We start from the raw sequence: 24,940 nt of genomic DNA, 5'->3' as shown, positions 1-24,940 counted from the left end.
TTCTTATGATCTAGGACAATTTTATTGAAAATGTTTTTGTGATGATCGACAGGGAGAGATTGGGGGAAGAACTCTTTTAGTTATTGAAATTATTTTTCATTAAACGTTCGGTTAGTTACGATCATATCCATTTATAAGAAGAATATGAACTTAAATCTCATTTACTTATTATTATACCTAATTACTGGTAAAATGTTTATTTAAGTTTCAATGGTATCGCCTCAAACTTATTGTTAAAGATAAAGTGAAACTTCCATCAGTGAGGGGTTTTCCTCTTCCCCCACTGACGGTTAGTTGAGGCCCACACGATGTGGGTCACACAGACGTTGCCACAGGACGTGGCGCCTTTAGTCTGTGTTCATTAAGCTTTTACTGGCAGTTTATCCCCCACTTATCCTTCTTTGATTCCTAGAAGTCTTGAAGTGGGGGTATTATTGCCAGTTGTTGCGGGATATAAAAAGAACAAGACGTAGAAGTATGTCTTGTTCTTATCGTTAGCCACTAAAATTATTATAAATTGAGAACATCGGTAACATCGCTGCAAGAACGATCGTTCCAACGACAACCCCGAGAATAACGATCATTAATGGCTCGATGATCGCACTCATTCGCGAAGCCATTTGTTCAACGTCCTCCTCGTAAAAATCTGCAACTTTTTCTAGCATCGTATCTAATTGACCTGTTTCTTCCCCGACTTTAATCATATGACTGACGATTTTGGGGAACACCCAACTTTTCGCTAAAGGTTCTGATAGACTTTCCCCTGCTCGTAAAGATTCTTTTGACTCCTCTAGTACTTTAGCAACAACATCATTATTGGCAATTTCAGAGCTCATCGTTAACGTTTGTAATACGGGAACAGAGCTGGCAAAAAGGGAAGCCATCGTTCGTGTGACGCGAGCAATGATCGTTTTTTGCATAAGTACTCCAAAGACAGGAATTCGTAATTTCACATAGTCTAGCATAAAATGGCCTTTAGGATTTCGATAGATCGCTATAAATACAACAATGAACAAAGTGACAAACATTAAAGCTAAATACCATCTGTGAATGAGAAAATCAGAAATACCCATGACGATTAACGTTGGCACAGGAATTTCTCCACCCATACTCGTCAAGTTATTTAATAGACTCGGTAATACGTTCGTTAATAAAATGATGACAACTACGACCGCTATAATAGAAACGGCAATCGGATACATCATTGCTGATTTCACTTTTTCTTTTACCCGATGTTCTTTTTCATAGAACGTTGCTAAACGGTCCATAACGTTTTCTAGGTCTCCACTTGTTTCACCTGCTCGTACCATATTGACGAACACTTTATCAAAGATTTTAGGAAAATCAGAACAGGCATCAGAAAACGCAGTTCCTGAACGAATATCGTTATAAACGTCATCAAGTGCTTTTTGGAAAATTTTCGAAGAAACTTGCTCAGATAAAATGCGGATCGCTTCTGTAATCGGTGTTCCTGCTTTGAGTAATGTTGCTAACTGGCGACAAAACACAACGAAATCACGATTTTTAACTGGCTTTCCAATCACGATGTTTAAATCTTTTAAGTCTTTATTCCAAATAGTATCTTTCCGCTTCGACAATTCCGCAATGTAAAGACCTTGGCCTTTTAATTCTTTCACGGCGGCATCTTGGCTAGCGGCATATAGTTTTCCTTTGACTTCTTTTCCCGTTTTGGAGTCGATTGCTTTATAGAGATAGAGCATCTTGTTCTCCCTTTCATACCAAATTTTTACTCGTGTTTATCCCAGCCTGGTACAAATTCATCAGCAACTGCCCGCGTAACAATACCTTTATTGACGAGATCTAACACCGCCATGTTGATCGTTTGCATGCCACTACTTCGACTCGTTTCTAAGATTGTTAAGATTTGATGGATCTTATCTGAACGAATTAAGTTAGCGACCGCAGGATTACTCACTAAAATTTCTAATGCCGCTGTACGTCCTCTTTCATCAGCTGTCGGCATAAGTCGTTGAGAAATCACGCCTGATAACGTACTCGCTAATTGCATCCGAATTTGTTGGTGCTGTTCTCCAGGAAATACGTCAATAATCCGATGAACGGTTTGAGACGCCGTTGTCGTATGAAGCGTACCGAGTACTAAATGACCTGTCTCCGCTGCCGTGATTGCCGTATGAATCGTGTCTAAATCACGCATCTCACCGACTAGAATAACGTCTGGGTCTTGACGAAGAGCAGCACGTAAACCGATGGAAAACGATTGACTATCTTGTCCAATTTCACGCTGGTTAATAATACTTTTTTTATGATGATGTAAATACTCAATTGGATCTTCTAATGTTAAAATATGTTTACTCATATTATCATTAATATAATTAATGATCGCCGCCAGTGTTGTTGACTTACCACTTCCAGTAGGACCTGTAACAAGTAGGAGTCCTTGGGTTTGTCTTGCAAAATATTTAACGATGTCTGGTAGTTTTAAATCTTCAAGCGTCGGTACTTTACTATTAATGACACGACAAACAATACCGATTGCTCCCATTTGTTTAAATAAATTCACACGAAAACGACATGCATCTTCAAGCGTATAAGAAAAATCGAATTCGCTCGTTTGTTGAAACTTTTCAAATTGGCTTTCCGTCGTAATTTGCTTCGCTAAACTGAGAGTTATTTCTTGTGTTAATATCTGTGAGCCAACTTTTTTCAACTTACCGTTTATTCGAACGATCGGTGTCGTATCAACTGTGATGTGTAAATCGGAAGCTCCGTTCTGAAAAGCAAAATATAAAAGTTTATTCATATCCATTTACATCACCTACTCTCCAACAGTTACTCTAAAGACTTCATCTAACGTCGTATAACCTTTAGCTACTTTCATTAATCCATCTTCAAACATAGCGACAAAGCCCTTTTGCTCGACGTAGTGACGATACTCTGAATCCGATGCTTTTTTCGTAATCATTTCACGTAAAAAATCATCAATTAGTACCGTTTCGTGAATCGCCATTCGACCTTTATATCCCGTACTATTACATGTTGCACAGCCTTGCCCTTTTACAATTTTCGTTGTTTCTATCCCTCTTGAAGCAAACAATTGTCGCTCTTTGTCCGTTAATTCATAAGACGCTGCACACGAAGGACAAACACGCCGAACAAGCCGTTGTGCAACAACACCCGTCAATGCTGAAGAAACAAGAAATGGTTCAACTCCCATATCAATCAAACGGCTAATAGCACTTACCGCATCATTCGTATGAAGAGTCGTTAAGACTAAATGTCCTGTCATCGCCGATCGCAATGCAATTTCAGCGGTTTCTGAGTCACGGACTTCCCCGACCATGATAATATCTGGATCTTGTCGTAAAATCGAACGCAGACCTGCAGCAAACGTCATGCCAATACTTGAATTTACTTGAACTTGGTTAATTCCTCTTAACTGATACTCAACAGGATCTTCAACAGTAATGATATTCACATCTTCTGAATTGATATTAGATAAAGCTGAATACAACGTAGTTGATTTTCCGCTTCCTGTAGGTCCCGTAACTAAAAGAATTCCGTATGCTTGCTTTAACATTTTTTTGAAATTGGTTTGATTTACTTCAGAGAAACCTAAACGATCAATTCCTAATAAAACATTTCCTGTATCTAAAAGTCGCATAACGATTTTTTCGCCAAAAATAGTTGGTAAACAAGAAACACGCAGGTCTATTTTACGAAGGTCAATATCCATCTTAAAACGTCCATCTTGAGGCAGTCGTTTTTCGGCGATATTTAAATCCGATAAAATTTTCACCCTTGAAACAAGAACATTGTGCATATTTTTCGGGAGCGTACGTTCAGGACGAAGCACACCGTCTACACGAAACCGAATGACTGTATCTGTTTCTAATGGATCAAAGTGAATGTCACTCGCACCGACTTGAACCGCTTGACTAATGAGCTGATTAATCATTTTCGCAACAGGAGAATCGTCCGACTGTTGAACTTCAAGTAAAAGCTCTTCATCATCATTTGAATTAATATCTTTTAACATTTGATCAATTGACTTTTGCATGCCGTAATAACGATTGATTGCTAACCGAAGCTCATCTTTTTTTGCAATCGCTGGCTCAATTTCAAATCCTGTACTTAAGCGAATGTCATCAATTGCAAAATAATCGAGTGGATCTGCCATCGCAATCATAAGACGGTCTCCTGTTCGTTTTACAGGAAGCAGTTGGTAGCGACGTGCTAATTCTTCATTAATAATTCCAATGATTTTGGGATCGATTTTTTGTTTATATAAATTAATATGAGGAATACCAAGTTGAAACTCGAGAACCTCAATAATTTGCTGTTCATCGACGAAATTCATTTGAACGAGCTGGTCACCTAAACGATTTTTCGTCGCCTTTTGTTCATGAAGAGCTTCCATCAATTGGTCTTCTGTAATAACACCTGCTTCAACGAGCAAATCGCCTAACCGTCTACGTTTTTGTATGGCCATATCCATAGCTCCTTTTCTATCAAACTAGCTATTAAGGCTAATGTTACTTTTCTGTAAGACTTACATATCCATTCAACGTTAGCATAAAGTCAAGCAACGCTCCTTGTGATTGCAATAGCAATGAACGTTGGTTTTGACTTTGATATTGCTTTAACGTATTTTCTACTTGTTTTATTTGCACCAATGTATCTTCTAGTTGATATTTTGATGTAGTATCGGAACTTTTATTAATTTCCTCTTTGGCTTTTAATTCATAGACACGAATTTTTGCCGAAAGAAGTTCGAGTTGTTCGGATGACAATTGGTAATTTTCTTGCGCCATGCCTTTCGTCACCACATCTGTCGCTTCTACTACAACATCATGGGCAGCTTGTCCTAAAGAAGACAACCCCTGGTTTTGATAAGAAATTTGATCGATCCACGAAGTAAAATCTGGATTTAAGGATGAAACATAACTCGCTAATCGTTCAGCAGAAGCTCGATCATGTGATATTCCAGTATAAATCACAAATTTTGTTTCACTAGATTCGGTTTGATTTTTATCTCGTTCAATTTCTCTTGGGTAAATCCCCGCATTTCTTAGCTTCGTAATTTGTTCATATAATGACGTTTCCGTATTATAACCACCGGTTTGGACGACATAGAACGCCTGAGCATCCGAATTCACATCTGTAGGATGCGGTTGAATATACCTTTGAGACTGATTAATAGGTTTTAGCTCTGCAGAAGTCGATGTTTGGCCGTTACCTGTTGATGAAGTAGGGTCAGTAGGTTGATCACTACTCGTTTCTGTTCTGTCACCAATTTCCGAAGCTACCTCAATATATCGATTGAGCTTGCTCGGGTCAAAATCATAATCAAGCTTGAAATCTTCAACAACTTCAATAAACTCAGCAAAGTTCTCACTATAAAACGCGCGTAGCGTTACCAATCCTTGTAGTCGATCATTCTCATTATCAATCGAATAATTATAACTTTTGACATGCATAATACGTTTGAGTTTTTCAATTTCTTCTATAAAGGTGTGCACATCTTCTTCTTCGCCATTTATATTTACGTTCATTTCTATATAAGACACGAAAAGAGCGTCAACATCAGCGACTTGAGTTTCGAGTAAAGTATATAAATCATCTGATAATATATGTTTCCATGTTTGTTCTTGGCTTTCGTTTGGGTAAATACTGAACGAAACGTTATTAATGACAACACCCGTTTCAAGCTCGGTTCGTTCTAAATCTGCGATGACTTGCTCTACATTCGGCCGCATCGGAACACGATCGAGTAAGTTCTTTATCTCCAATCGAGTTAATGTTTGCGGTGATAACTTATTTATTTGTGTTTCATAATAAGTGATGTCTGTTTGAATTCGCTGTAACTCTTCTTCTTGGCTAATTTCCTCAGCTTGTAATGGTCGAACAAAGTATAAATAAAATGCTGCTAATGCTAAAAAGAAAATAAGAACACTATATAAAATTTGTTTTTTATTTTCATTCACCCATTCACTCATGACTCTTCACCTACTAACGTATGAAGCATTAAAGTAAATTGAGATTGATACACCAAATCTTGATCATTTGTTGAAATCGTTTGTACTTCCGCACTTGACACAAGATCAGCATTTAATAATCGATTTAAATAAATTGCAGCATCGCCTTTTGACTGAAACGTGATTTGCATCGAAAGTTCACCACTATTGACGAAAGAATAATTATTGACTTCAGCTTTTTCAGGTAACAGCATATACACACGTTCTTTCGTATCGATCGTATCTTTATAAATACTTCCTAATAACCTGTTCATATGGGTATACTGCTCAACATAGTTATATTCTGTTAGACCCGTCGTTTTCGTTAGAAAATCTTGTTGTAACGTGTTTTGAACTTCCGTTTGTGCGAGTATTTGTTCTTCTAACGATTGCACCGAGCTTTTCGTATCAAAATACGTGTACGTAAGAAGGCTGGCGGTGGCGACAACCGTTAAAACACCAGCTACAGGAATGACGGGGAATCCCCCTTCTTTTGTCTTGACTCGTTGTGGTAATAAATCTATGTTAATATTCACTGTTATCGCTCCAATCTTATGAAACGTTAAAATTCGTTGCTACTTCTTTTTCTTTTCTCCTTTTTCATTCCCACGCATGGCAAGACCAATCGCAACACTGCAACTATCAAGTAAATCATGTTGCATAAATCCAAAATCAACTATCGAGCTGTAATCTATTTGAACAACTTCATTCGGGAGCCGCTCAACTAAACGAGAAAAAATGAGTTTAGTATTTTCACCCGTCACGATGATACGATCAAATTCACTATCTCGTTCTCCTAACGAATATCGATAAAAGTTTTGCGCCTTTTGAATTTCATTGAGTAAATCATCAAGATAGGCATCCTCTTGGAAGTTCTTGGGTCTTTCAGTCGTAGCGGCAATTTCCTCATGAACGGTAAACGTATCCGAATTAAAGGATAGGACGTCTTCAGAAGCTGAATTTAAACTATTAAAATAGTCATTGCGATTCATTTCCATCGTACGAGAAAAGACGATCAGCTCTTCTTTAAATATGTGAATATCAACTGAATCATTAGAAACATCCAAGATCATCTCAGTTCCTTTTAACCAATTCGGATGTGTATACATCAACAACCGTTGTAACGCTAAAGCTCGTAATTCCGCCGTTAACGGTTTATATCCTGCATCCTCACAAACTTCAAGCAAACCTTCTGATAACTGACGAGAGGTCGCAAAAAATAAAATTTCACTTCGCGGACCTTGCAGTTCCTTTTCAACGCTTTTAGTTAATTCTTCTAACGTGAATTCATCCTCTTCTCCTGAGTCGTTACTTGTCTCCTGTTTTGTTTCAGGTAAAATCGATCCAATTTTTACAAAATCATAAAGTGGCTCTTCAAACGGAAGATGAATCGATTCCCCAATTTGAAAGTGAAGCAACTTCGCAAGCTCAGGCTCTCCTACATCAGGTAAGGAGTTGATTTTGCGAATTAACGAATGCTGCGTCGGTATCGCTAAATGAGCATGCTTTGATACGTTTTTATTTTGTTGTAAATAACTACGAAGTGACGTCGCAAGCAAGCCCTTTTCTTGAACTTTCCCAGCTACAACGATGGAGTCCGTTAATTCCGTTTCATACACTTCCTGAAGTACAGGAAGCTGCTTGTCCATTCTCACCGTCGCAAACGTCACTCGTTTTTCGCGAAAATCAATGCCTGAGTATTTGTTGTTGAATAACATGAAGTCACCTCGAAGTTCAAATTATCTTATGTTACTTTCTGTTCGTTTCCATGTTCGTAATTTCAAAATGCGTGTTGAGCCCCCAGTTGTAGTCCGAATCTTTAATGGTCGGGATTTCTCTTGGAGGAGGTTCATAACCGTCAGCACCACCATCTTCATCAAAACCTCCATTAGGATCAACTTCTAATGTAGTTGCATTTGATCTTTGCGTAAAATCTTTTGCGATAATCCCACCAGATAAGATATATTTACAATTACCACCTATATCGATATTTTCTGCTATTAGTACACCATGAATTGTGACACTTCCTGAACTTCCACATCCACTAATTTCTACGTTTTTTGCATAGGTTAAATGCCCAGGTTGGATTGCTATCCCAACTTCATTCCCACTAGCTTTTATTAAACTATAATATCTAACACTATTATTACTTGGTTTAGGAACACCATTCCAAACTGTTGTTGCTTTTGAAGTATCTAACTCATAATAATCAATAAAGCTTTGAAACGTTGAGTTTCTTTTTACCGAGATACTTTTCCAATCATCTCTGTGTATATTATGTTTATCTGTATAAATTATTAAATCTCCATTATTTCCAGGAAATTTTGGAGGTTTTTGGGGTCCCACATGCCCAGGAGGTGGGGGAGGGATCTCGATCAACTCACTTTTAACAGGAACTCTCACAATCATATCTAGTGATCTCTCAAACTTACTATTTGGGAATTGAGCTATGACTTTATAAGTATACTCCGTCTCTTCTCCTATCACTTCATGCTCATATGAAACTGATACTTCTACCTCCTGATTATCAATTTCATATGTAACATTCAATGGTTGGCCTGTTTCTATATAATAGTACGGTCCACGCTTAACGATTTTTTGTGGGTTACCGTTTTCGTCTTCAACTGGATACGGTGCATTAACCCCATCATCATACATTAGGATCCCGTCTTCAATCGAAAATGTTGCCATTTCATGCAACATAAAATCTAAACCCGTTTCAAGTTTATAAAACTCATCTTGTTCTGCAACAGAAGTTACTGTATTTTTTTGACCGTACAAAGTTGTATTTATTAAACTAGCTCCTACAATTCCAACAAATACAATAATAAATAATGTTAAAAGTAGAGCCGCTCCCTTTTCATTTCTTAAGCAGGTATTCATAATGACTCACCATCCCTCATTTTTTATAACGTGAGTACGCATTATTATAAACGGTTAACTGCAATCGATATGACTGGTCTCGATTTTGTAACGATAAGGATATATTGTATTTGACAGGGTCTTCGGCTGGCTCAGGTGTTACATCAAAACTTTCTACTTGATTCGATAATAGATGGCCACTATCTTTAAGAAAAACTTCTTTTGTAACCTCATCATAGCGGATAAATACCTCTCCATCTTTTCTTAACTCCCATTTTCCAGGAGTATTATAAATTTGTGCTCCATCGCGAATTTTTTCACTCATATATTGCGAGATAAACCGCGCTTCATGTTGCAGTTGATTATCAATACTCGTTTGTTGATGGACTTTCAATGTACTATTTACTAACATATAAACAGGAATAGAAATCATTGACATAATGGTAATCGTCAAAAGTAACTCGACTAAAGTAATACCTCGTTGATTTCTCATGGTTGCTTTTTCACCACCGTAACTAAAGAAACATCTTGACTGTTTGGTGCGTTTGATTTTACGGTTACTTCTACTTCAAAAAAGCTAGCTGCTAATATCTGATTTCTTTCCTCATCATCAGTTACGTCAGATAACTCACTAAATGAGATTTCATAAAGTACTTCTGTATCTCCTAACAAAGGCGGTTCAAGTTGAGCTATGTTAATTTCCGTACAGCCACTATTAGGGGAACAAGTGCCGTAAATTATTTCATCCTTTAAAGCACTTGGGTACGAATTGACTCTCACTTCTTCGATCACTTGCTGAGCAAAATAAAGAGTTTGCGTTTCTCTTCCTTGAGAAACCGTGTTCGTAAAGGCATTGGTCATTAACGTGAGAATAGGAATTACAATAATCCCCAATATAACAATCGTTACGAGTAACTCAATTAATGTAATTCCTTTTTGATTATTCATATTCTCACACCCTTACCATAAGAAGTTAATATACCAATTCCAAATATCCTGTCCAAATAAATAAGCTAAAAGCGTTCCAATAAAGATAAACGGCCCAAACGCAATCGGTTGTTTACGCTTCACGATGCCAAGTGCCAATAGTAGTACACCAATGACCGTACCGACAAATGATGCTAAAACGAGACTCATCACCGTCATCCATGGTCCTAACGCGACACCAATCGCCGCATACAGCTTTACATCACCACCACCCATTCCACCTCGACTAACGATGGCAATGAGTAGTAACAATGCAAAACCAACAACCCCACCAAGTAAATAGTACCAAAATGGTTCTGTACCTATAAATAGGTGAGAAATGATAAGTACACCAAGCATTGGTAACGTTACTACATCTAGAATAAGTTGTTTACGAATGTCAGTTAATACAGAAATGACAAGTAAAACAGTTAGGAGAAGTGCTGGAATTAGCTCTAGTTGTAGACCGACAAATTTATACACGATAAAAATCGATGTAGCTGTTAAAAGTTCACCGAATGGGTATAAAGGTGATATTTTTGTTTGACAATAACGACATTTGCCTTTTAGAAATACATAACTGAAGACAGGAACTAAATCTAATACCGATAATTTGTGTTTGCAATGTGGACAATGAGAAGGAGGGAAGGCGATTGATTTTTTATTTAATAGACGGATGGCTACAACGTTGAAGAAGGAGCCGAGTAATAATCCTATTAGAATGACATATATATCTATGAAAATCACAATTAACTCTCCTCCTAAAATATATTATGTCTAAAAGGACCCAGTTAATAAATAACTACATTCATTACCTTTTGATTTAAAGTTTACGCATTTTTATCAATTCTGGTTAAAAAGCTGCCGCATTTTTACGGCAGCTTTTATAATAACAGTCTATTGACATTCAGTAATCGCTAAAGGAGTGTCTGCTACTTCTGCAGCAGGAAGATCAGTTCCATCAGCACACTTTGGCCAACTTTCTAAGTAATCACCAACAAGTTGAGACTTTAATGTTGGTTCTTCTCCATTTACCACAGAATACCTTTGAAAAGCATCTTCTGCTATTTTTAAAGTTTGCGCATTTGTATTTTCTGCCGCAGATTCACGTTGCCCCATTAGTGCTGGTACCGCTATCGCTGCAATAATCCCCAAAATAACAATTACTACTAGTAACTCGATTAGTGTTAAACCGCGTTGGTTTTTAAGACGTTTTTGAATAAGTGCTCTCATTCTTATCTCTCCCTTTTTCCTCATAGTTTCAATTTATTTTCAGAGCTGTTCTTGGCTCTCAAAATCGTTAATAGATTGGCTTGTCCTTGTGCGTGATTCCCCTTGTTTCGCTAACTTTTTTACCTTAATCTGTCAAAATGCGACAAATTTAAAGCAAAAAAATAACTTTTACCTTTGACCACCTCCGCAGATGTCATATGTAAAAGTCGGTTGCACCACTAGCTCCTTACGACTTAGGCGCCCACTTACAAGTCGTAACTCATCGCTCCTTTTCAAACTACCTCTAAGAGTTATTACCCTAATTACAGTAGCTCCAAACCTATTATAGCAAATTATTAAATTCAGGTAATACTAACTAGTGAATTTCCAGTTATTCACTAGTCTGAATGTCTTACCCTTATATTTTTGATTATAACAAGAAATCTTTAAAATTAAAGAGTTTTTCAAAAAAAATTATGAGCGTTTTTAAAACATCTTAAGACTAAAGTCACAAAAGATACATTAGTTTTAAATGTGAGTTTTATAATTAGCAAAAAGTAGAAATCATTTCACGTACTTTGTCTCTATCTCCTCTACTTTCTAGTCTTTATCTCGTTAAAGTATCCGCTAAAAAATCTACATTTTTTACGACTTCACAATCATCCCTATACAGCGCTACACGATTTCTTCCTTTTTGTTTAGCACCCGTATACATGGCGCGGTCGGCTTGACGGACGAGTGAAACGGGATTGGTTTCTTCTTTGTCACTTATGGCGAAACCGATACTCGCTGTAACGTGAATGATCTTTTTCTCACCATGATTAAGATCATTATGAATATTGAAACTGTTATTGGCAATTTGACTTCGCAATTGTTCGGCTATCTTATGTGCATTCGTTAGATTTGTATTGGTTAACATGATCACAAACTCTTCGCCACCGTAACGGGCTACAGAGCCATCATCACCTATGATGTTCTCCATTAATTTTGCCAATTGACAGAGTACTTCATTTCCTGCTTGGTGACCATACGTATCATTGACCGATTTAAAGTGATCGAGGTCTAATAAAATAACAGCTAGTTTTTCATTCTGAATGATGCTTCGTTCATATTCTTCAATTAATGTTCGTTCAAATGATCGATAGTTGTAGAGGTCGGTTAGTGAACAACGCTCACTTTCTTTTATCGTCTGTTCGTAATGGCGGGCGTTATCCATAGCAACACCGAGAAAATTGGCGAGAATCTCAACTAACGTGACATCTTGTTTTTTATATGCATTTTTTTCACTGACAGCAATTGTGATAACTCCTTTTATTTCACTATGTTGAATAATCGGGACAATCATAACAGAATGCGCTCCTTTTAACAGAAGTCGCTCCGGTCCTGGCCATTGACTGCGCTTTTGGTAGACAACTCCTTTTTTCTTTCGGTAGGCTTTCTCTGTGATCGAATCAACTGTTTTTTCGATTGATAAAATTTCACTCGGTTGTTCTTGATATGAAGCTAACAACTTTAACATTCTGTCTTCAACCGTATATATATAAATATAGTTGTTTTTGAATAACTCTTTCATTTTTTTCACAAATAAGTGAGCGGTTTCTTGTACTTCCCACGTACTACTTAACTCAATGCCGAGCTCATTTACTTTTTTTAGTCGTTCATTCATTCGTTCACTTCTTCGGTACACTTTCAACATAATCGATATGCCGATAAAAGCTACGGCAACCATTCCAGATGCTGTATAACCAATTTCTTGGTAAAGCATGACCAAAATGATACTCATGGGCAAAACGAGGGCAGCTGTTGAGAGTTCCCAAACGGTTCCTTTATCAATAAACTTCGTTTTGACTTTAACTAAATAATTGCGAATTGAATAAATTAACACATGGTTTACAAATAAAAATGTGCCGACATACGCGGCTAATGGTACGATTACTTCTAAAGCGCTTGGTAGTGAAAGTCCAACCATCAAATAATAAATTCCCGCTGACGAAAGTGACGTTATATAAAACATGATTGAGTTTAGAGGAATTCGGTACAAGTTTTCTCGATTAATCTTCATAACAATCAATGAAATAACTAGTGCGAATTGCGTGACAATTATTTCAATAAAAAGACCATACAGTAGAAAACTTGCGAGAGATACCCATTGGAATAGAACGAAGGAATATCCTTTGTATTGGATTGGGAATAGGGCGGTAATACCTGCTAAAATAAATAAAGATAGAAGCTCCATTTTATTTTCAACAAGCAAAGAGAGAGCATATTGTTCAAACGCTGTAATAAAGATGACCGTCATTACTAACCAAATAATCCATAAAGATTTTTTTACTTTCTTTGTCACTATATCACCCGCCCTTGTCTACTACGATGTTTTCTAAAAAGTTCATTTTATCTATATTATATTACTACATCAGTGTATAAATTCCTGCTATAAGTATAGTGTTAATCTGTTCAATAGTATTTTTTTACTATTTATGATCTCTTTGGTGTTCGATAATAAACGTTTTAACTTGTCCGATAAAATATAAAGAACCTGTTATAAGGAATAAGTCACCCTCTTTTAACGTAGAGAGTTGGTGTTCGATCTCATCCTGCCAATCTTCGACTAACCGTTTATTTGTAAAACTAGATTGTTGAAATAAATCGGTTGCTAATGCGGCTCGTGGAAATTCAAAACTAGTAAAGCTAATTTCATTAACGATTTCATATAAAGGACTGAGCATCGCTTCAATTTCTTTTTCCTTTGTCGCCGCAAACAATACGTTAATGTTTTTTTCTTGAAAGTGGTCCTGTAACATACTCGCTAATGCAGCTACTCCTTCACGATTATGAGCACCGTCTACATAAATGAGAGGACGCTCGCTTACTTTTTCAAAACGTCCCTTCCAAGTTGCATTCTTCAAGGCCTTTCGAATATCATCTTCCTTGATCATGAGGGCTTGATACGTTTTTAAGTAATCTACGGTCATTAAAGCTAGAGCAGCGTTTTTCGCTTGATGTTCGCCGAGCATGGAAAGTTGGAGGCTATCTACTTTTCGAAATGGGGATACAAACGAAAACGATTGGTTAGCCTTGCCTACTTCACGATCACTAATGGCAAAGTCATGATGTAATGCATATAGCTTTGCCTTTTTATCGGCGGTATGTTGTTTAAAATTCGCCAATATCGCCTCGTCTTCTTCTGCGGTAATCAGTGGGACACCTCGTTTGATGATCCCTGCTTTTTCATTAGCAATATCTTCTTTCGATTCACCGAGCAACTGCATATGGTCCCTCCCAATATTCGTAATGACGGTCAATAAAGGCATCGTAACGTTCGTTGCATCTAGTCTTCCTCCTACTCCTGTTTCGACGAGTACAAAATCAACAGGCCGAACTTCTGCAAAAAAGTAAAACATCATCGCGGTTAAACATTCAAATTCTGTCAGCACAACTTGTTCACGCTGTTCAAATGTTTCGCGAGGAGGAGTTAAATGTTGAAACACCTCAACAAAATTCTCTTTACTTATCGGATCTTTATTGATGGAAATTTGCTCTTCATAGCTGAAGACGGCTGGCGTTGTAAAAGTTCCCACTTGATAACCAGCTTCTAGCAACATTTCTCTTATAAAATTGAGTGTAGAGCCTTTACCGTTCGTTCCCGCAATATGGATAACTTTAAGTTTTCGATGAGGATTTCCAATTTCCTCTAAAAACCCTGTCATATTTTCTAAGCCGAGTTGAATAATGTTTCGGTTTTGAATCAATGTGATGATTTCTTCAAATGATGGTTTCATTATGAGTTTCTCTCCTATTTTTCGATTGTCCATTGTTTGGTACAATAATGATATTGTAACTATAACGAAAATAGAATTTCCGAACAACTACAAAGGGAGATAGGTTATGTTAGTAAAACGTACTGAGCCAACGATCAACGATGAAGCTATTATGAATGTGCTTACGAGCCATTCAACCCATGAGATGCAGTTATTAAAATCTAGTTATCGTGGCTCACGCTTTGCACTTTCATCATTTAAATATAAAAAAGGGATTGGTAATGCTATGCTCTATGCACCCTTTACAGTCGGTCATGAGATTAGTGAGGTCGTTCCTAACAGTTATATAATCGGAAGTGTCATACAAGAGCTCGCCAGCTGTCCTTTTTATTATCGAGTCCGAAAGAAACGGACACATTCGGAAAACTCGTTGTCTACATTAATAAACCAAATGAAAGACTCAGATCACCCTCATACGATCATTCAAATTGGCAACCCTACTGAACAACAGTCACATCGTATAGTAATTTCAATAGAAGGTCATAATTCTAGTAAACTGGTTCCCTTTCAACAGTTAATAGAAGCTATTTGGATACAAAACGGCTTAAACCCTATCGTAAACATTCAATCTCTTGATCAACCTCGTGAAAACAACGTCGTCACAATCAAGGTGCATATTCCAGAAAATTTTCATAACACTCATTACGAAGAGAAATCATTTTATAACTTACTAAAAGCTTTCATCGCGTTGACATTAGTTAGTCAGCAAAGTAATGTGTTTATGAATGGACCAATGACAAAAGTGAATGTTTCAACCGACACTCGCTTGAAAGGCATTTTCCCTCATCATCGAGTAGACCTTCATCCGAAGCAAATGCAGAAACTCGGATTAGCAGAAAATGATTATGTCACGGTTTGGAACCCTCTTAACGGGAAGTGTAGACGTTGTGTCGTGCAAGCGAATGATCAGTTCACCCTCGAAGATGATATCCAAATTGGATTATCGACAAAAAACAAGCTAGAAGTCACTGCTAACAACGTTGCAAAACTCTTAATTCAGAAATATCCGTGCGCTTCTTTCAATAAAATAGGGGTCATGAATGTTAATGCAATTAAAGATGGAAACATTATTGTATCGAAAAACATCTATGACGCTCTCGACCAACAGTGTACGATGTTTGAGATGGTGAACACAGTCACAGGGGCTTCTTTTGATATTCATCGCTCGAACATTACATATAATGCTACTCTCGATGATGAAACCGTAAAATTAAATTTCCTTCAGAGACAGTTTATTGACTATGAACTGCCACCTGATATTTTGTCCGATTATTATTATCAAAAATTCTATACCCACCCGAAAGCGGACGAACAAGTTCATGAAGTTCTTAAGTATTACGAAAATGGCGAAGCGGTGCCTTTTTTTCCGTATATTGAACGGCAAGTTTTTAAAGCATCTTTACAAAAAGTCGGCTACGTGGATGCTAAGTTGTATCCTTTGCATGATTATTCAAAGAAAACAGAGAACCGCTCCATATTTAAAAGAATAAACAACGAGATCGCCGAGAAAATGATCCGACAAGCAACATTACAACTTAAAGTAATCCGTCCATATTCGACAGATGAAGCTAGTAATATTGTGAGGGTGTCGCCCCATTCATTAAAACTATTAGGACTTGAAGAAACTGATACGATTATTTTAAAAAATCGTGCAACAGAAGTAAAAGTTCGCGTACTCGCGATGGATTCAGTTGATCTCGTACGAGAAACGAGTATTATTCCGTCTGAAAGTTCGATGAATGTGTCAATCGGAATCCCTGCACCGATCCGCAATGAGTTAGGCTTAAAAAATGTCGGTAAAATTATTGAAGTCCAACGTTGTTTGCCATATTTATTTCGCAAAAACTTAAACTTACAATTCTTCTCAATTATTGCCGCTGTATTAGCTACGATGTCTACGGGTCTTTCCCTAGACTATATGATAATGATACTATGTATCTTAATACCGATTTCTGTTTACATATCGTTTTCAAAAGTGAGAGAAAGTATTTCAAATGATTGATAATGGGGAATGATCAATGCAACTACCTACAATAGAAGATATTCATGCACTTTTGCAACGGTTCATCAATGAAGATTTATGTATAGATAATCATTTTATATTTTTAGAAGGAACAGGCGCTACACTTGTGTCGGCTCCACATAGTGTTCCACAAATACGTGAAGGATTGGAAAAGAGGGCCGAGTATTTGACTGGTGTTCTCACTCACTTTCTTCACGAGCGGACAGGCTGTCACGCGGCTTATAAAACGAAAAACAATCAAGATGATGCGAATTACGATAAAACGAATCCTTATAAAGACATGCTCCGTGAAAAAGTAGAGCATCACGAGATTCGCTATGTGTTAGACTTACATATTATGTCAGACCAACGCCCCCACTCATTCGATATTGGAACAGGGAGAGGGCGTAATATTCAACATCAGATCGAACTAGGTGAAACGATTCAAGCGTTTTTTTTAAAGCATCAATTTGAGAATGTAAAGATTGATCATATTTTTACGGCAGGTTTTGCTCATACCGTATCTTCTACGATCGCAAGAACATGTGGGATCGCAGCAATACAAATCGAAATCAATTGGCGCTTTTTAAAATTAGAAAGAAATGCGACAGACTTTTATCGTATTCTTGATTGTCTTACAGAAATTATTTACTTTTTAAATGAAAGAGGAAAACTATGAGTCAATATAAAGGTTGGATCATTTATAACGGAAGCTTAAAGGAAAACAAATTTTTAGATTTTGCCAAGTGGGTTCAAGAAGCAGCCAGTCGTCATCAAATCCAGACAACGCTTATCAAAAACGATGAACTCGTCATTACGATTGAAGACGGCAACTCTTCCATTAAAGGGCCTTATGAAGGCGAACACCCTGACTTTGTCGTGTTTGCAGATAAAGATATTCGCCTCGCAAAGCAGCTCGAAACACTTGGAATTCCTTTGTTCAACTCTGCACAGTCGATCGAAAACTGTGATGATAAAACCCTAATGTATCAAGTATTAGCAGACCATCAATTACCGATCCCGAAAACAATTCTTTCACCGATGCGCTTTTTTCCTGTTGAAGATGCCGATGCTTCTTACTATCGTGAGATCGCGAATGAACTTGGGTATCCATTTGTTATGAAGGAAGCCTTTGGATCGTTCGGTCAACAAGTATATCTTATTGATACCTTCGAAACTTTTTTCACCAAAGTGAAGCAATTAGGTACGACCCCCTTTGTTATTCAACAATTAATTGAAGCGAGTTATGGAAAAGATATTCGCTTGAACGTTGTCGGTAATCAAGTCGTTGCGTCGATGCTCAGACAATCCACCACCGATTTCCGTGCGAATGTGAGTGCAGGTGCAACAATGGAACCTTATCAACCGACTGCTGAAGAAGTGGAACTGGCGGTAAGATGTTCAAAAGTTATGGGAACCGATTTTGCGGGTGTTGATTTATTATTCGGTGAAGATGGTGAACGCTACGTATGCGAAGTGAATTCTAATGCACATATTCGCAATATTTATGACTGTACTGGAATTAATGTGGCGGATTGGATGATCGAATATATCCTTGGAAAGCTAAAAGGTGCGTCCTAATATGAACGGCTGGCTCATTTATCCAGAAGCAGAAGCGATTAGAAACGAAGCCTTTATTAATTGGGTGATTGAAGAAGGAGAAAAACTAAATCTATCCATCCAGTTATTTTTACGGGAAAACTTTCAGCTAGGCATTATTGATTCAAACTTAACGATAACTTATAAGGGAAAAAAAATCGATCTACCTAATTTTGCTATTGTTCGTGTCATGGATCCTTTTTTTAGTAAACAACTAGAGTTGTTAGACATCCCAGTATTTAATTCTTCTTTCGTTTCTGAGGTTTGTAACCATAAAGCAAAAACCCATCAAATTATTGCCCAATTATCTGTTCCGACTGTTGATACGATCTTTTTACAGCGCTTTTCTGGTGAACGTTCTTCCATTCCATTTCCTTTTCCTGTGATCTTAAAAGAAGCCGAAGGTCGTGGTGGTAAGCAAGTGGTCCTTATTTCTGATGAAAATGATTTCATACAAAATGTGGATGCTTTTGTTGGACGTGACGTCGTTGTCCAACGACCAGCAGGTACGACCGGGAAAGATTTACGTGTGTTTGTCATTGGTGATGAAATTATTGCCGCGGTGCTGCGAAGTTCAGAAACTGATTTCAAAGCTAATTTTACACTCGGTGGTTCTGCTCACCTGTACACATTATCTGATTCTGAAAAACAGATCATCTATACGATTATTGATGAGTTTGAGTTTGATTTTGTCGGCATTGACTTTTTATTCGATGAAGAAGGTAATCTATTATTTAATGAGATTGAAGATGTTGTCGGAAGCCGAACGTTAAGTGCAACGTCTGACATTAATATTGTTGAACTGTATTTACACCATATTATTCGTAAATTAAAAAAGGACTGACCCTATGCGCTAGCCCCTCGTCACAAGGACGAGGAGTGTAGACACTTTTCTGGGGCAGTCTTTTCTTTTTCGATTATCCTCTTAACTCCGCAATACGCGCTTTCACTGTTTCACGTTTTTCGATATAATCTTTTTCTTTCGCTTTTTCTTCTTCGATGACTTTTTCAGGTGCTTTAGCGATAAAGCCTTGGTTATTTAACTTTTTCTGCACACGGTCAACTTCTTTATCAAACTTTTCGAGTTCTTTTTGGAGACGAGCAATTTCCGCATCAAGGTCTAGTAATCCAGCTAGTGGCAAGTATAACTCTACCCCTGTTAAGACGTTAGACATCGATTTTTCAGGTGTCGGTATATCCGTTCCGATTTTTAGTTCACTTGGGTTACAGAACTTTTCAATATACAGAAGTCCACGGTTTAATTGATCAAGTACTTGCTCATCTTTCGCTTTAATGTGAAGTTCGATTTGCTTACTCATTGGTACATTCAACTCAGAACGCGTATTACGTACAGAACGAATGATGTCTTTCAATAAGTTGAAGTCCGCAACAGCATTGGAAAACATGAAGTCTTGTTGTTTTTCAGGCCAAGCCGCAACCGTAATTGATTCGCCATCATGCGGCAAATGTTGCCATATTTCCTCGGTAATAAACGGCATTAACGGGTGTAATAAACGAAGCGTTTGATCTAAAACGTACGCCAGAACAGAACGTGTTGTTTTCTTGGCTTCTTCATTATCACCATAAAGCGGTAGCTTCGCCATTTCAATATACCAGTCACAGAAATCATCCCAAATGAAGTTATAAAGCACACGGCCCACTTCGCCGAATTCGTACGCTTCGGTTAATCGAGTAACGGACTCAATCGTTTCTTGAAGACGTGTTAAGATCCATTGATCCGCGATTGATTTTTCACCTGTTAAATCGATTTCTTCATACTTCATTCCGTTCATATTCATTAAGGCGAAACGTGAAGCGTTCCAAATTTTATTCGCAAAGTTCCATGTTGATTCTACTTTTTCCCAATAGAAGCGTAAATCATTTCCTGGTGAACTTCCTGTCGCTAAGAAGAAACGAAGCGCATCTGCACCGTATTTGTCGATAACGTCCATTGGATCAACACCGTTACCGAGTGATTTACTCATTTTACGTCCTTGTGAATCACGGACTAAACCGTGAATGAGGACATCTTTAAACGGACGCTCATCAGTAAATTCTAGCCCTTGGAAAATCATTCGTGCAACCCAGAAATAAATGATGTCATAGCCCGTTACAAGCACATCGGTTGAATAGTAACGTTTAAAGTCGGCACTTTCTTTGTCAGGCCAGCCCATAGTTGAAAATGGCCATAAAGCTGATGAGAACCACGTATCTAATACGTCTTGGTCTTGCTCCCAGTTTTCGATATCTGCTGGTGCTTCATGACCAACATAGATTTCCCCTGTTTGTTTGTGGTACCAGGCTGGAATACGATGTCCCCACCACAATTGACGAGAAATACACCAATCACGAATGTTTTCGATCCAATGAAGATATGTTTTTTCAAAACGGTCAGGAACAAAATTTACTTTTCCTTCTGACTTTTGTAATTCAATCGCCGCTTCTGCTAATGGCTCCATTTTCACAAACCATTGCGTTGATAGATACGGTTCAACAACAGCGCCACTACGCTCAGAATGACCGACAGAATGCGTATGTTCTTCTATTTTAAAGAGAACTCCCATGTCTTGTAAGTCTTTCACGATCTGCTTACGACATTCAAATCGATCTAGCCCTTGATATTTGTCAGCATTTTCATTCATTTTTCCATCTTCGCTCATTACGAGTACGCGTTCTAAGTTATGGCGATTTCCAATTTCAAAGTCATTCGGATCGTGAGCAGGAGTAATTTTTACCGCACCTGAACCAAACTCCATATCAACATAATCATCACCGACAATTTCAATTTCACGGCCGACGATTGGTAGTTTCACTTTTTTACCAATTAAATGCTTGTACCGATCATCTTCAGGATGAACCGCAACCGCTGTATCTCCTAACATCGTTTCAGGACGAGTTGTCGCTACTTCAATATAGCCACTGCCATCGACAAGTGGATATTTCATATGGTAAAACGCACCTTGAACATCTTTATAAATAACCTCGATGTCGGATAAGGCTGTTTTCGTTTGTGGGTCCCAGTTAATGATATATTCGCCGCGGTAAATTAAGCCTTTTTCATAAAGACGAACAAACACTTCACGAACGGCTTTGGACAAGCCTTCATCTAACGTAAATCTTTCACGTGAATAATCTAATGCTAGTCCTAGTTTCGACCATTGCTGACGAATGTGTGAAGCGTACTCTTCTTTCCATTCCCACGATTTTTCTAAGAATTTTTCACGACCAAGATCATATCGGCTAAGTCCTTCTTCGCGAAGTTTTCCTTCTACTTTAGCTTGAGTCGCAATCCCAGCGTGATCCATCCCAGGTAACCATAATGCATCATAACCTTGCATTCGTTTCGTTCGTATTAAAATATCTTGTAATGTTGTATCCCAGGCATGTCCTAAATGTAGTTTCCCTGTAACATTTGGTGGCGGAATAACTATCGTATATGGCTTCTTCTTTTCATCACCTGTTGCTTCAAAAAACTTCCCATTAACCCAAAATGGGTACCATTTTGCTTCGGTATCTTGTGGGCTATACTTTGTTGGCATTGTTAAGTCTTGATTTTCCATAGGTTCCTTGACCTCCCTTATGTATTAAAAGACTCGGCTTATCGCTAAGTCCAAACGACCATAATATTGATCTATCGATAACTAGAATTAGCGTTCGATAGTGACGTCGTAAAAACATCAAAAACCCCCTCCACCCAAAGGACGAAGAGAGTTGTATTCGCGGTACCACCTTTGTTTGCAAGCAAAAAAAGCTTACACACTTCATTCAGATAACGGCAGCTGCCGACTCTATCTACTTGGCGCTGAATTGAAGTAATCCACTTGTGTCGAAGTCATTGCTTTCAAATTCAGTCTCGTTCAATTGAGTTGCTCGAGGGTGACGTTCAATTCATACATCCTGAAAAATCTTTCAGCTATTGATTTTTCTCTCTGAAGGGTTTTGAATTTACTCTTCCCTGTCCATGCATTTATGTATAGAGGTTGTCATATACGTATAGTAGTCTGCATATTATTCTACCTTTTTTCAAGGTTTTTCGTCAATAAAAGCTTCGCCATTTTTTTCTTTTTTTATGCATGACCATTTTGCATTTCACATCAACCTCGCCTATGCATATTGTAGTATATAGACTGTTTCTAGGAAGGAGCTTCGCTATGGGTAAGCGATATAAGCGTTTTCGTCCCCCTTTTTGGTTATTGCGACTTCGGTTAATTTTGATACAAGTACTACTTCCATTATTATGTTTTCAATTTATCCGAACACTTCTGTTACCGACGACATTTGATGTTATTTTATTAGCATCTTTTGCGATATTATATTTCTTGTTCCTTTTCAATGTTATTTAAAATGGATCACTCCAAACGAAAAGGGACTGTCCCCAACAAGCACCAAGCACCTCAGCCAACGGTATAAAGAGATTTTCTTTATATCCTACAGGCGAGGAGCGTAGACACTTATGGGACAGCCTCTTATTGTTGTTGCTCAAATTGTGCGGTTTGTTCTTCCTTTTTAATTAAATAGCCTTTCAACCGGTGTACCTTTCTCATCATATGAAAACGTTTTTCTAAACGTTGGACATGATAAAGTTCTGGCTTCTCTTGTTTTTGTTGCAAATACAGTTGTAACGAAAACAACACGGGTTCAGGAAAACACAAATAGCCAAACAGTAATTCTTTTTCTTCGTCTAATAGCGATATGTTTCGGTCATACGTCCCAAACCAGCGCAGCATTTCTTCTTCATCCCACAGATTATAAGCAAAAGATTGGCGACAAAATAAAGCCAAGTCGCGTGCAGGAGTATCCATCGACGCCCGTTCAAAATTAAATAATATAGGATCGCCATTTTGGTTAAAGATCGTATGTTTTCTCGATGCTTTTCCATGACAAAGGACGGTTCTATACTTTCCTTTTTCGAGACAAATATCATACCAGTTTTTTAAATGCCTTTTTGCATCTTCGACCATTAAGAGCATTTGATGAACATGAGTTAAATAGGTTAGTTGAAACGGTGAGATATACGTCCTTCCTTCTGCTTCATCAGCAAATCGTTCTAACTCTAACCTCCGCATTTCCCATCGTTGTAATAACGCTTGATAAGCTTCTTCGATCGTTTCCTTTGGATATTCATCCGTTTTCGCCGTTAAACGGTGAATGACCCCTAGCTGTTCGACAATTTTCTCTTCTCTTGAAATTCGTGCTTGATAAGGGGCATCGTCGATCCAGGGCATTAAATAATAGGAACGATCATCGGTTGACAGAGTGTATTCCCCATATTTCGTTGGAATGATTGGGATTAATTGATGGTAACCAAGCCGATCTAATTTTCGCATCACTTGGACAAACATTTCTCCTTGCTGGCGGTTCATATGAGCTTCTTTCAAAGCGAACATGCCACGGCTCGTTTGGATTTGTTTTACTTTTCCCCAATGCTCTATGTGCTCGAGATACAAATCATAGTGAAACAGAATGGGAGCATAACGATCTATGAGAGATCGATCGGTCATGTTGCCACCTTCTTTCTATCTTCTTTTAACCATTGGATTAAAGTAAGAACAAGTTGACGGCGTTCATTCCATTCCTTTTGAAACGTTGAAAAATGAATTTCTACTTCTTCTGTTCTTTCACATTGCTGGAATTGATCCATCGCATCGACGAGCTCCCACGGTAGCCACGCCTCTGCAAGTAAATCATTTCCAAATTTTTTTCGGAATTCAATTTGATCGTCGATACAATCTAATAGTTTTACTAGAGACTCCTCCCCATTTTGCCCAACCCACTGTTGTAAAAAATGAGTTAAACTTATAAACCCACTTTCAGGAGCTTCAGATGTACCTTGCCATACAAACAACTCGAAAACTTTTTTAGCTTGGTTGAGAGACGAGACCTTGTCCATTATAGGAAGTCTTTTATTTTTACTTTCTTTCGTTAATTCGAGCGCTTTATGTTTTCTTCGCATCGCTTCCTGAATACACGACTGTAAAATATTTCGCTTTTTATCATTAAGAAGTGCCGTTTCGGATATCCACACTTTCCATTCTGAAGTGGATGGAAATTCGCGTTTGATCACTGTTGAAAGATCGCCTTTCTTTGTGTCACCAAATTCAATCATTCGAGCAATGAAGTTTGCCCACTTATGTTCATAATTTTTCGTAGGAAACGATTCAACCAATTCATCATGTACAGTCAACCAACCAGTTTCGATCTGTACTGCTTTTTTTTCATCTTTTGTTTGAATCATCCGGTCGGTTAATTGGTATGGAATGTCGCTACATTTATCCCGCCATTCTTGATGCCAGTTTAATAACTTCTCATCTTGCCAAAGTCGGTATTTTTTTCTACCTTGTGTTGTATCAATAATTCCATCAGCTTGTTCAGCTATAACCTCAAACGGATAGTTCTCTTTAATTAACGGGAGAATGTCCATACTTTTTTTCTCCTTTTTTTAAAGATAGAGGGTCACTCATGAAAGTTCCAAATTCCTCACAAGG

General features: G+C 37.8%; 20 protein-coding genes, 1 riboswitch and 1 other annotated feature. Of the genes, 4 read left to right on the top strand and 16 right to left on the bottom strand.

Translation table 11 applies throughout. The features are described 5' to 3' along the window. Positions 1-494: 494 nt before the first annotated feature. The 13 genes from BK574_RS22935 to BK574_RS22875 form a co-directional block, all read right to left on the bottom strand. Complete coding sequence (locus tag BK574_RS22935; protein ID WP_075385786.1) at positions 495-1,721, bottom strand: type II secretion system F family protein; 1,227 nt, start codon at positions 1,719-1,721, stop codon at positions 495-497. Positions 1,722-1,747: 26 nt separating this feature from the next. Beyond that, positions 1,748-2,782: a type IV pilus twitching motility protein PilT gene (locus BK574_RS22930; protein ID WP_218970611.1), complete on the bottom strand. Its 1,035-nt coding sequence runs from the start codon at positions 2,780-2,782 to the stop codon at positions 1,748-1,750. A gap of 15 nt (positions 2,783-2,797) precedes the next feature. Then, positions 2,798-4,471: a GspE/PulE family protein gene (locus tag BK574_RS22925; RefSeq protein ID WP_078430218.1), complete on the bottom strand. Its 1,674-nt coding sequence runs from the start codon at positions 4,469-4,471 to the stop codon at positions 2,798-2,800. Between the two features lie 43 nt (positions 4,472-4,514). After that, positions 4,515-5,978, bottom strand: coding sequence for a hypothetical protein (locus BK574_RS22920; protein WP_078430217.1), 1,464 nt, complete (start codon positions 5,976-5,978; stop codon positions 4,515-4,517). After that, positions 5,975-6,532 carry a hypothetical protein gene (locus BK574_RS22915; protein ID WP_078430216.1) on the bottom strand — a complete coding sequence of 186 codons (558 nt, stop codon included), beginning with the start codon at positions 6,530-6,532 and terminating at the stop codon, positions 5,975-5,977. Before BK574_RS22915 ends, BK574_RS22920 begins: the two co-directional genes overlap by 4 nt. Before the next feature lie 39 nt (positions 6,533-6,571). Then, a complete protein-coding gene (pilM, locus tag BK574_RS22910) occupies positions 6,572-7,714 on the bottom strand; it encodes a type IV pilus biogenesis protein PilM (RefSeq protein WP_078430215.1) in 1,143 nt (380 codons plus the stop codon). Positions 7,715-7,745: 31 nt separating this feature from the next. Further along, entirely contained in the window at positions 7,746-8,879 is a 1,134-nt protein-coding gene (locus BK574_RS22905) for a hypothetical protein (RefSeq protein ID WP_078430214.1), read from the bottom strand. A 16-nt stretch (positions 8,880-8,895) separates the two neighbouring features. Next, on the bottom strand, positions 8,896-9,351 hold the full coding sequence (locus tag BK574_RS22900; RefSeq protein ID WP_078430213.1) for a PilW family protein: 456 nt from the start codon (positions 9,349-9,351) through the stop codon (positions 8,896-8,898). After that, a complete protein-coding gene (locus BK574_RS22895; protein ID WP_078430212.1) occupies positions 9,348-9,806 on the bottom strand; it encodes a type IV pilus modification PilV family protein in 459 nt (152 codons plus the stop codon). Before BK574_RS22895 ends, BK574_RS22900 begins: the two co-directional genes overlap by 4 nt. Positions 9,807-9,818: 12 nt before the next feature. Continuing rightward, entirely contained in the window at positions 9,819-10,571 is a 753-nt protein-coding gene (locus BK574_RS22890; protein ID WP_238458075.1) for a prepilin peptidase, read from the bottom strand. Between the two features lie 150 nt (positions 10,572-10,721). Further along, on the bottom strand, positions 10,722-11,057 hold the full coding sequence (locus tag BK574_RS28945) for a type II secretion system protein (protein ID WP_078430210.1): 336 nt from the start codon (positions 11,055-11,057) through the stop codon (positions 10,722-10,724). 195 nt (positions 11,058-11,252) lie between these two features. Further along, a riboswitch (cyclic di-GMP riboswitch) is annotated at positions 11,253-11,336 on the bottom strand. Between the two features lie 307 nt (positions 11,337-11,643). Beyond that, on the bottom strand, positions 11,644-13,380 hold the full coding sequence (locus tag BK574_RS22880) for a sensor domain-containing diguanylate cyclase (RefSeq protein WP_078430209.1): 1,737 nt from the start codon (positions 13,378-13,380) through the stop codon (positions 11,644-11,646). A gap of 127 nt (positions 13,381-13,507) precedes the next feature. Continuing rightward, positions 13,508-14,815 carry a bifunctional folylpolyglutamate synthase/dihydrofolate synthase gene (locus tag BK574_RS22875; RefSeq protein ID WP_158211729.1) on the bottom strand — a complete coding sequence of 436 codons (1,308 nt, stop codon included), beginning with the start codon at positions 14,813-14,815 and terminating at the stop codon, positions 13,508-13,510. 106 nt (positions 14,816-14,921) lie between these two features. On the opposite strand from BK574_RS22875, the gene BK574_RS22870 reads away from it, so the two are divergent. Genes BK574_RS22870 through BK574_RS22855 form a run of 4 tightly spaced genes read left to right on the top strand, consistent with a single transcriptional unit; the run spans position 14,922 to position 19,299 of the window. Continuing rightward, complete coding sequence (locus BK574_RS22870; RefSeq protein ID WP_078430207.1) at positions 14,922-16,856, top strand: hypothetical protein; 1,935 nt, start codon at positions 14,922-14,924, stop codon at positions 16,854-16,856. A 16-nt stretch (positions 16,857-16,872) separates the two neighbouring features. Further along, positions 16,873-17,535 carry a hypothetical protein gene (locus BK574_RS22865; protein ID WP_078430206.1) on the top strand — a complete coding sequence of 221 codons (663 nt, stop codon included), beginning with the start codon at positions 16,873-16,875 and terminating at the stop codon, positions 17,533-17,535. Next, on the top strand, positions 17,532-18,437 hold the full coding sequence (locus BK574_RS22860; protein WP_078430205.1) for an ATP-grasp domain-containing protein: 906 nt from the start codon (positions 17,532-17,534) through the stop codon (positions 18,435-18,437). Before BK574_RS22865 ends, BK574_RS22860 begins: the two co-directional genes overlap by 4 nt. A gap of 1 nt (position 18,438) precedes the next feature. Beyond that, on the top strand, positions 18,439-19,299 hold the full coding sequence (locus BK574_RS22855; RefSeq protein ID WP_078430204.1) for an ATP-grasp domain-containing protein: 861 nt from the start codon (positions 18,439-18,441) through the stop codon (positions 19,297-19,299). 73 nt (positions 19,300-19,372) lie between these two features. On the opposite strand, the gene BK574_RS22850 is transcribed toward BK574_RS22855, so the two are convergent. The 3 genes from BK574_RS22850 to BK574_RS22835 all read right to left on the bottom strand — a co-directional run bounded on the left by BK574_RS22850 (position 19,373) and on the right by BK574_RS22835 (position 24,876). Further along, entirely contained in the window at positions 19,373-22,015 is a 2,643-nt protein-coding gene (locus BK574_RS22850) for a valine--tRNA ligase (protein WP_078430203.1), read from the bottom strand. 134 nt (positions 22,016-22,149) lie between these two features. Continuing rightward, positions 22,150-22,426: a binding site (T-box leader), on the bottom strand. A gap of 495 nt (positions 22,427-22,921) precedes the next feature. Next, a complete protein-coding gene (gene ysxE / locus BK574_RS22840) occupies positions 22,922-23,956 on the bottom strand; it encodes a spore coat protein YsxE (RefSeq protein ID WP_078430202.1) in 1,035 nt (344 codons plus the stop codon). Further along, positions 23,953-24,876 carry a hypothetical protein gene (locus tag BK574_RS22835; RefSeq protein WP_078430201.1) on the bottom strand — a complete coding sequence of 308 codons (924 nt, stop codon included), beginning with the start codon at positions 24,874-24,876 and terminating at the stop codon, positions 23,953-23,955. The genes ysxE and BK574_RS22835 overlap by 4 nt, the downstream gene beginning before the upstream one ends. Between the last annotated feature and the right edge of the window lie 64 nt (positions 24,877-24,940).

This window comes from Alkalihalobacterium alkalinitrilicum, from assembly GCF_002019605.1.
Taxonomy (GTDB): Bacteria; Bacillota; Bacilli; order Bacillales; family Bacillaceae_F; genus Alkalihalobacterium; species Alkalihalobacterium alkalinitrilicum.
The sequence above is the reverse complement of the archived record's forward strand: the minus strand, read 5'-3'. Positions and strand labels throughout refer to the sequence as shown.

What these genes read in the sequence shown, in the direction of transcription:
- BK574_RS28945 (WP_078430210.1), bottom strand. Translation starts at nt 11,057, where the DNA reads ATGAGAGCACTTATTCAAAAACGTCTTAAAAACCAACGCGGTTTAACA.
- BK574_RS22870 (WP_078430207.1), top strand. Translation starts at nt 14,922, where the DNA reads ATGTTAGTAAAACGTACTGAGCCAACGATCAACGATGAAGCTATTATG.
- BK574_RS22850 (WP_078430203.1), bottom strand. Translation starts at nt 22,015, where the DNA reads ATGGAAAATCAAGACTTAACAATGCCAACAAAGTATAGCCCACAAGAT.
- pilM (WP_078430215.1), bottom strand. Translation starts at nt 7,714, where the DNA reads ATGTTATTCAACAACAAATACTCAGGCATTGATTTTCGCGAAAAACGA.
- ysxE (WP_078430202.1), bottom strand. Translation starts at nt 23,956, where the DNA reads ATGACCGATCGATCTCTCATAGATCGTTATGCTCCCATTCTGTTTCAC.
- BK574_RS22920 (WP_078430217.1), bottom strand. Translation starts at nt 5,978, where the DNA reads ATGAGTGAATGGGTGAATGAAAATAAAAAACAAATTTTATATAGTGTT.
- BK574_RS22935 (WP_075385786.1), bottom strand. Translation starts at nt 1,721, where the DNA reads ATGCTCTATCTCTATAAAGCAATCGACTCCAAAACGGGAAAAGAAGTC.
- BK574_RS22930 (WP_218970611.1), bottom strand. Translation starts at nt 2,782, where the DNA reads ATGAATAAACTTTTATATTTTGCTTTTCAGAACGGAGCTTCCGATTTA.
- BK574_RS22900 (WP_078430213.1), bottom strand. Translation starts at nt 9,351, where the DNA reads ATGAGAAATCAACGAGGTATTACTTTAGTCGAGTTACTTTTGACGATT.
- BK574_RS22925 (WP_078430218.1), bottom strand. Translation starts at nt 4,471, where the DNA reads ATGGCCATACAAAAACGTAGACGGTTAGGCGATTTGCTCGTTGAAGCA.
- BK574_RS22865 (WP_078430206.1), top strand. Translation starts at nt 16,873, where the DNA reads ATGCAACTACCTACAATAGAAGATATTCATGCACTTTTGCAACGGTTC.
- BK574_RS22860 (WP_078430205.1), top strand. Translation starts at nt 17,532, where the DNA reads ATGAGTCAATATAAAGGTTGGATCATTTATAACGGAAGCTTAAAGGAA.
- BK574_RS22835 (WP_078430201.1), bottom strand. Translation starts at nt 24,876, where the DNA reads ATGGACATTCTCCCGTTAATTAAAGAGAACTATCCGTTTGAGGTTATA.
- BK574_RS22905 (WP_078430214.1), bottom strand. Translation starts at nt 8,879, where the DNA reads ATGAATACCTGCTTAAGAAATGAAAAGGGAGCGGCTCTACTTTTAACA.
- BK574_RS22855 (WP_078430204.1), top strand. Translation starts at nt 18,439, where the DNA reads ATGAACGGCTGGCTCATTTATCCAGAAGCAGAAGCGATTAGAAACGAA.
- BK574_RS22875 (WP_158211729.1), bottom strand. Translation starts at nt 14,815, where the DNA reads ATGAAACCATCATTTGAAGAAATCATCACATTGATTCAAAACCGAAAC.
- BK574_RS22895 (WP_078430212.1), bottom strand. Translation starts at nt 9,806, where the DNA reads ATGAATAATCAAAAAGGAATTACATTAATTGAGTTACTCGTAACGATT.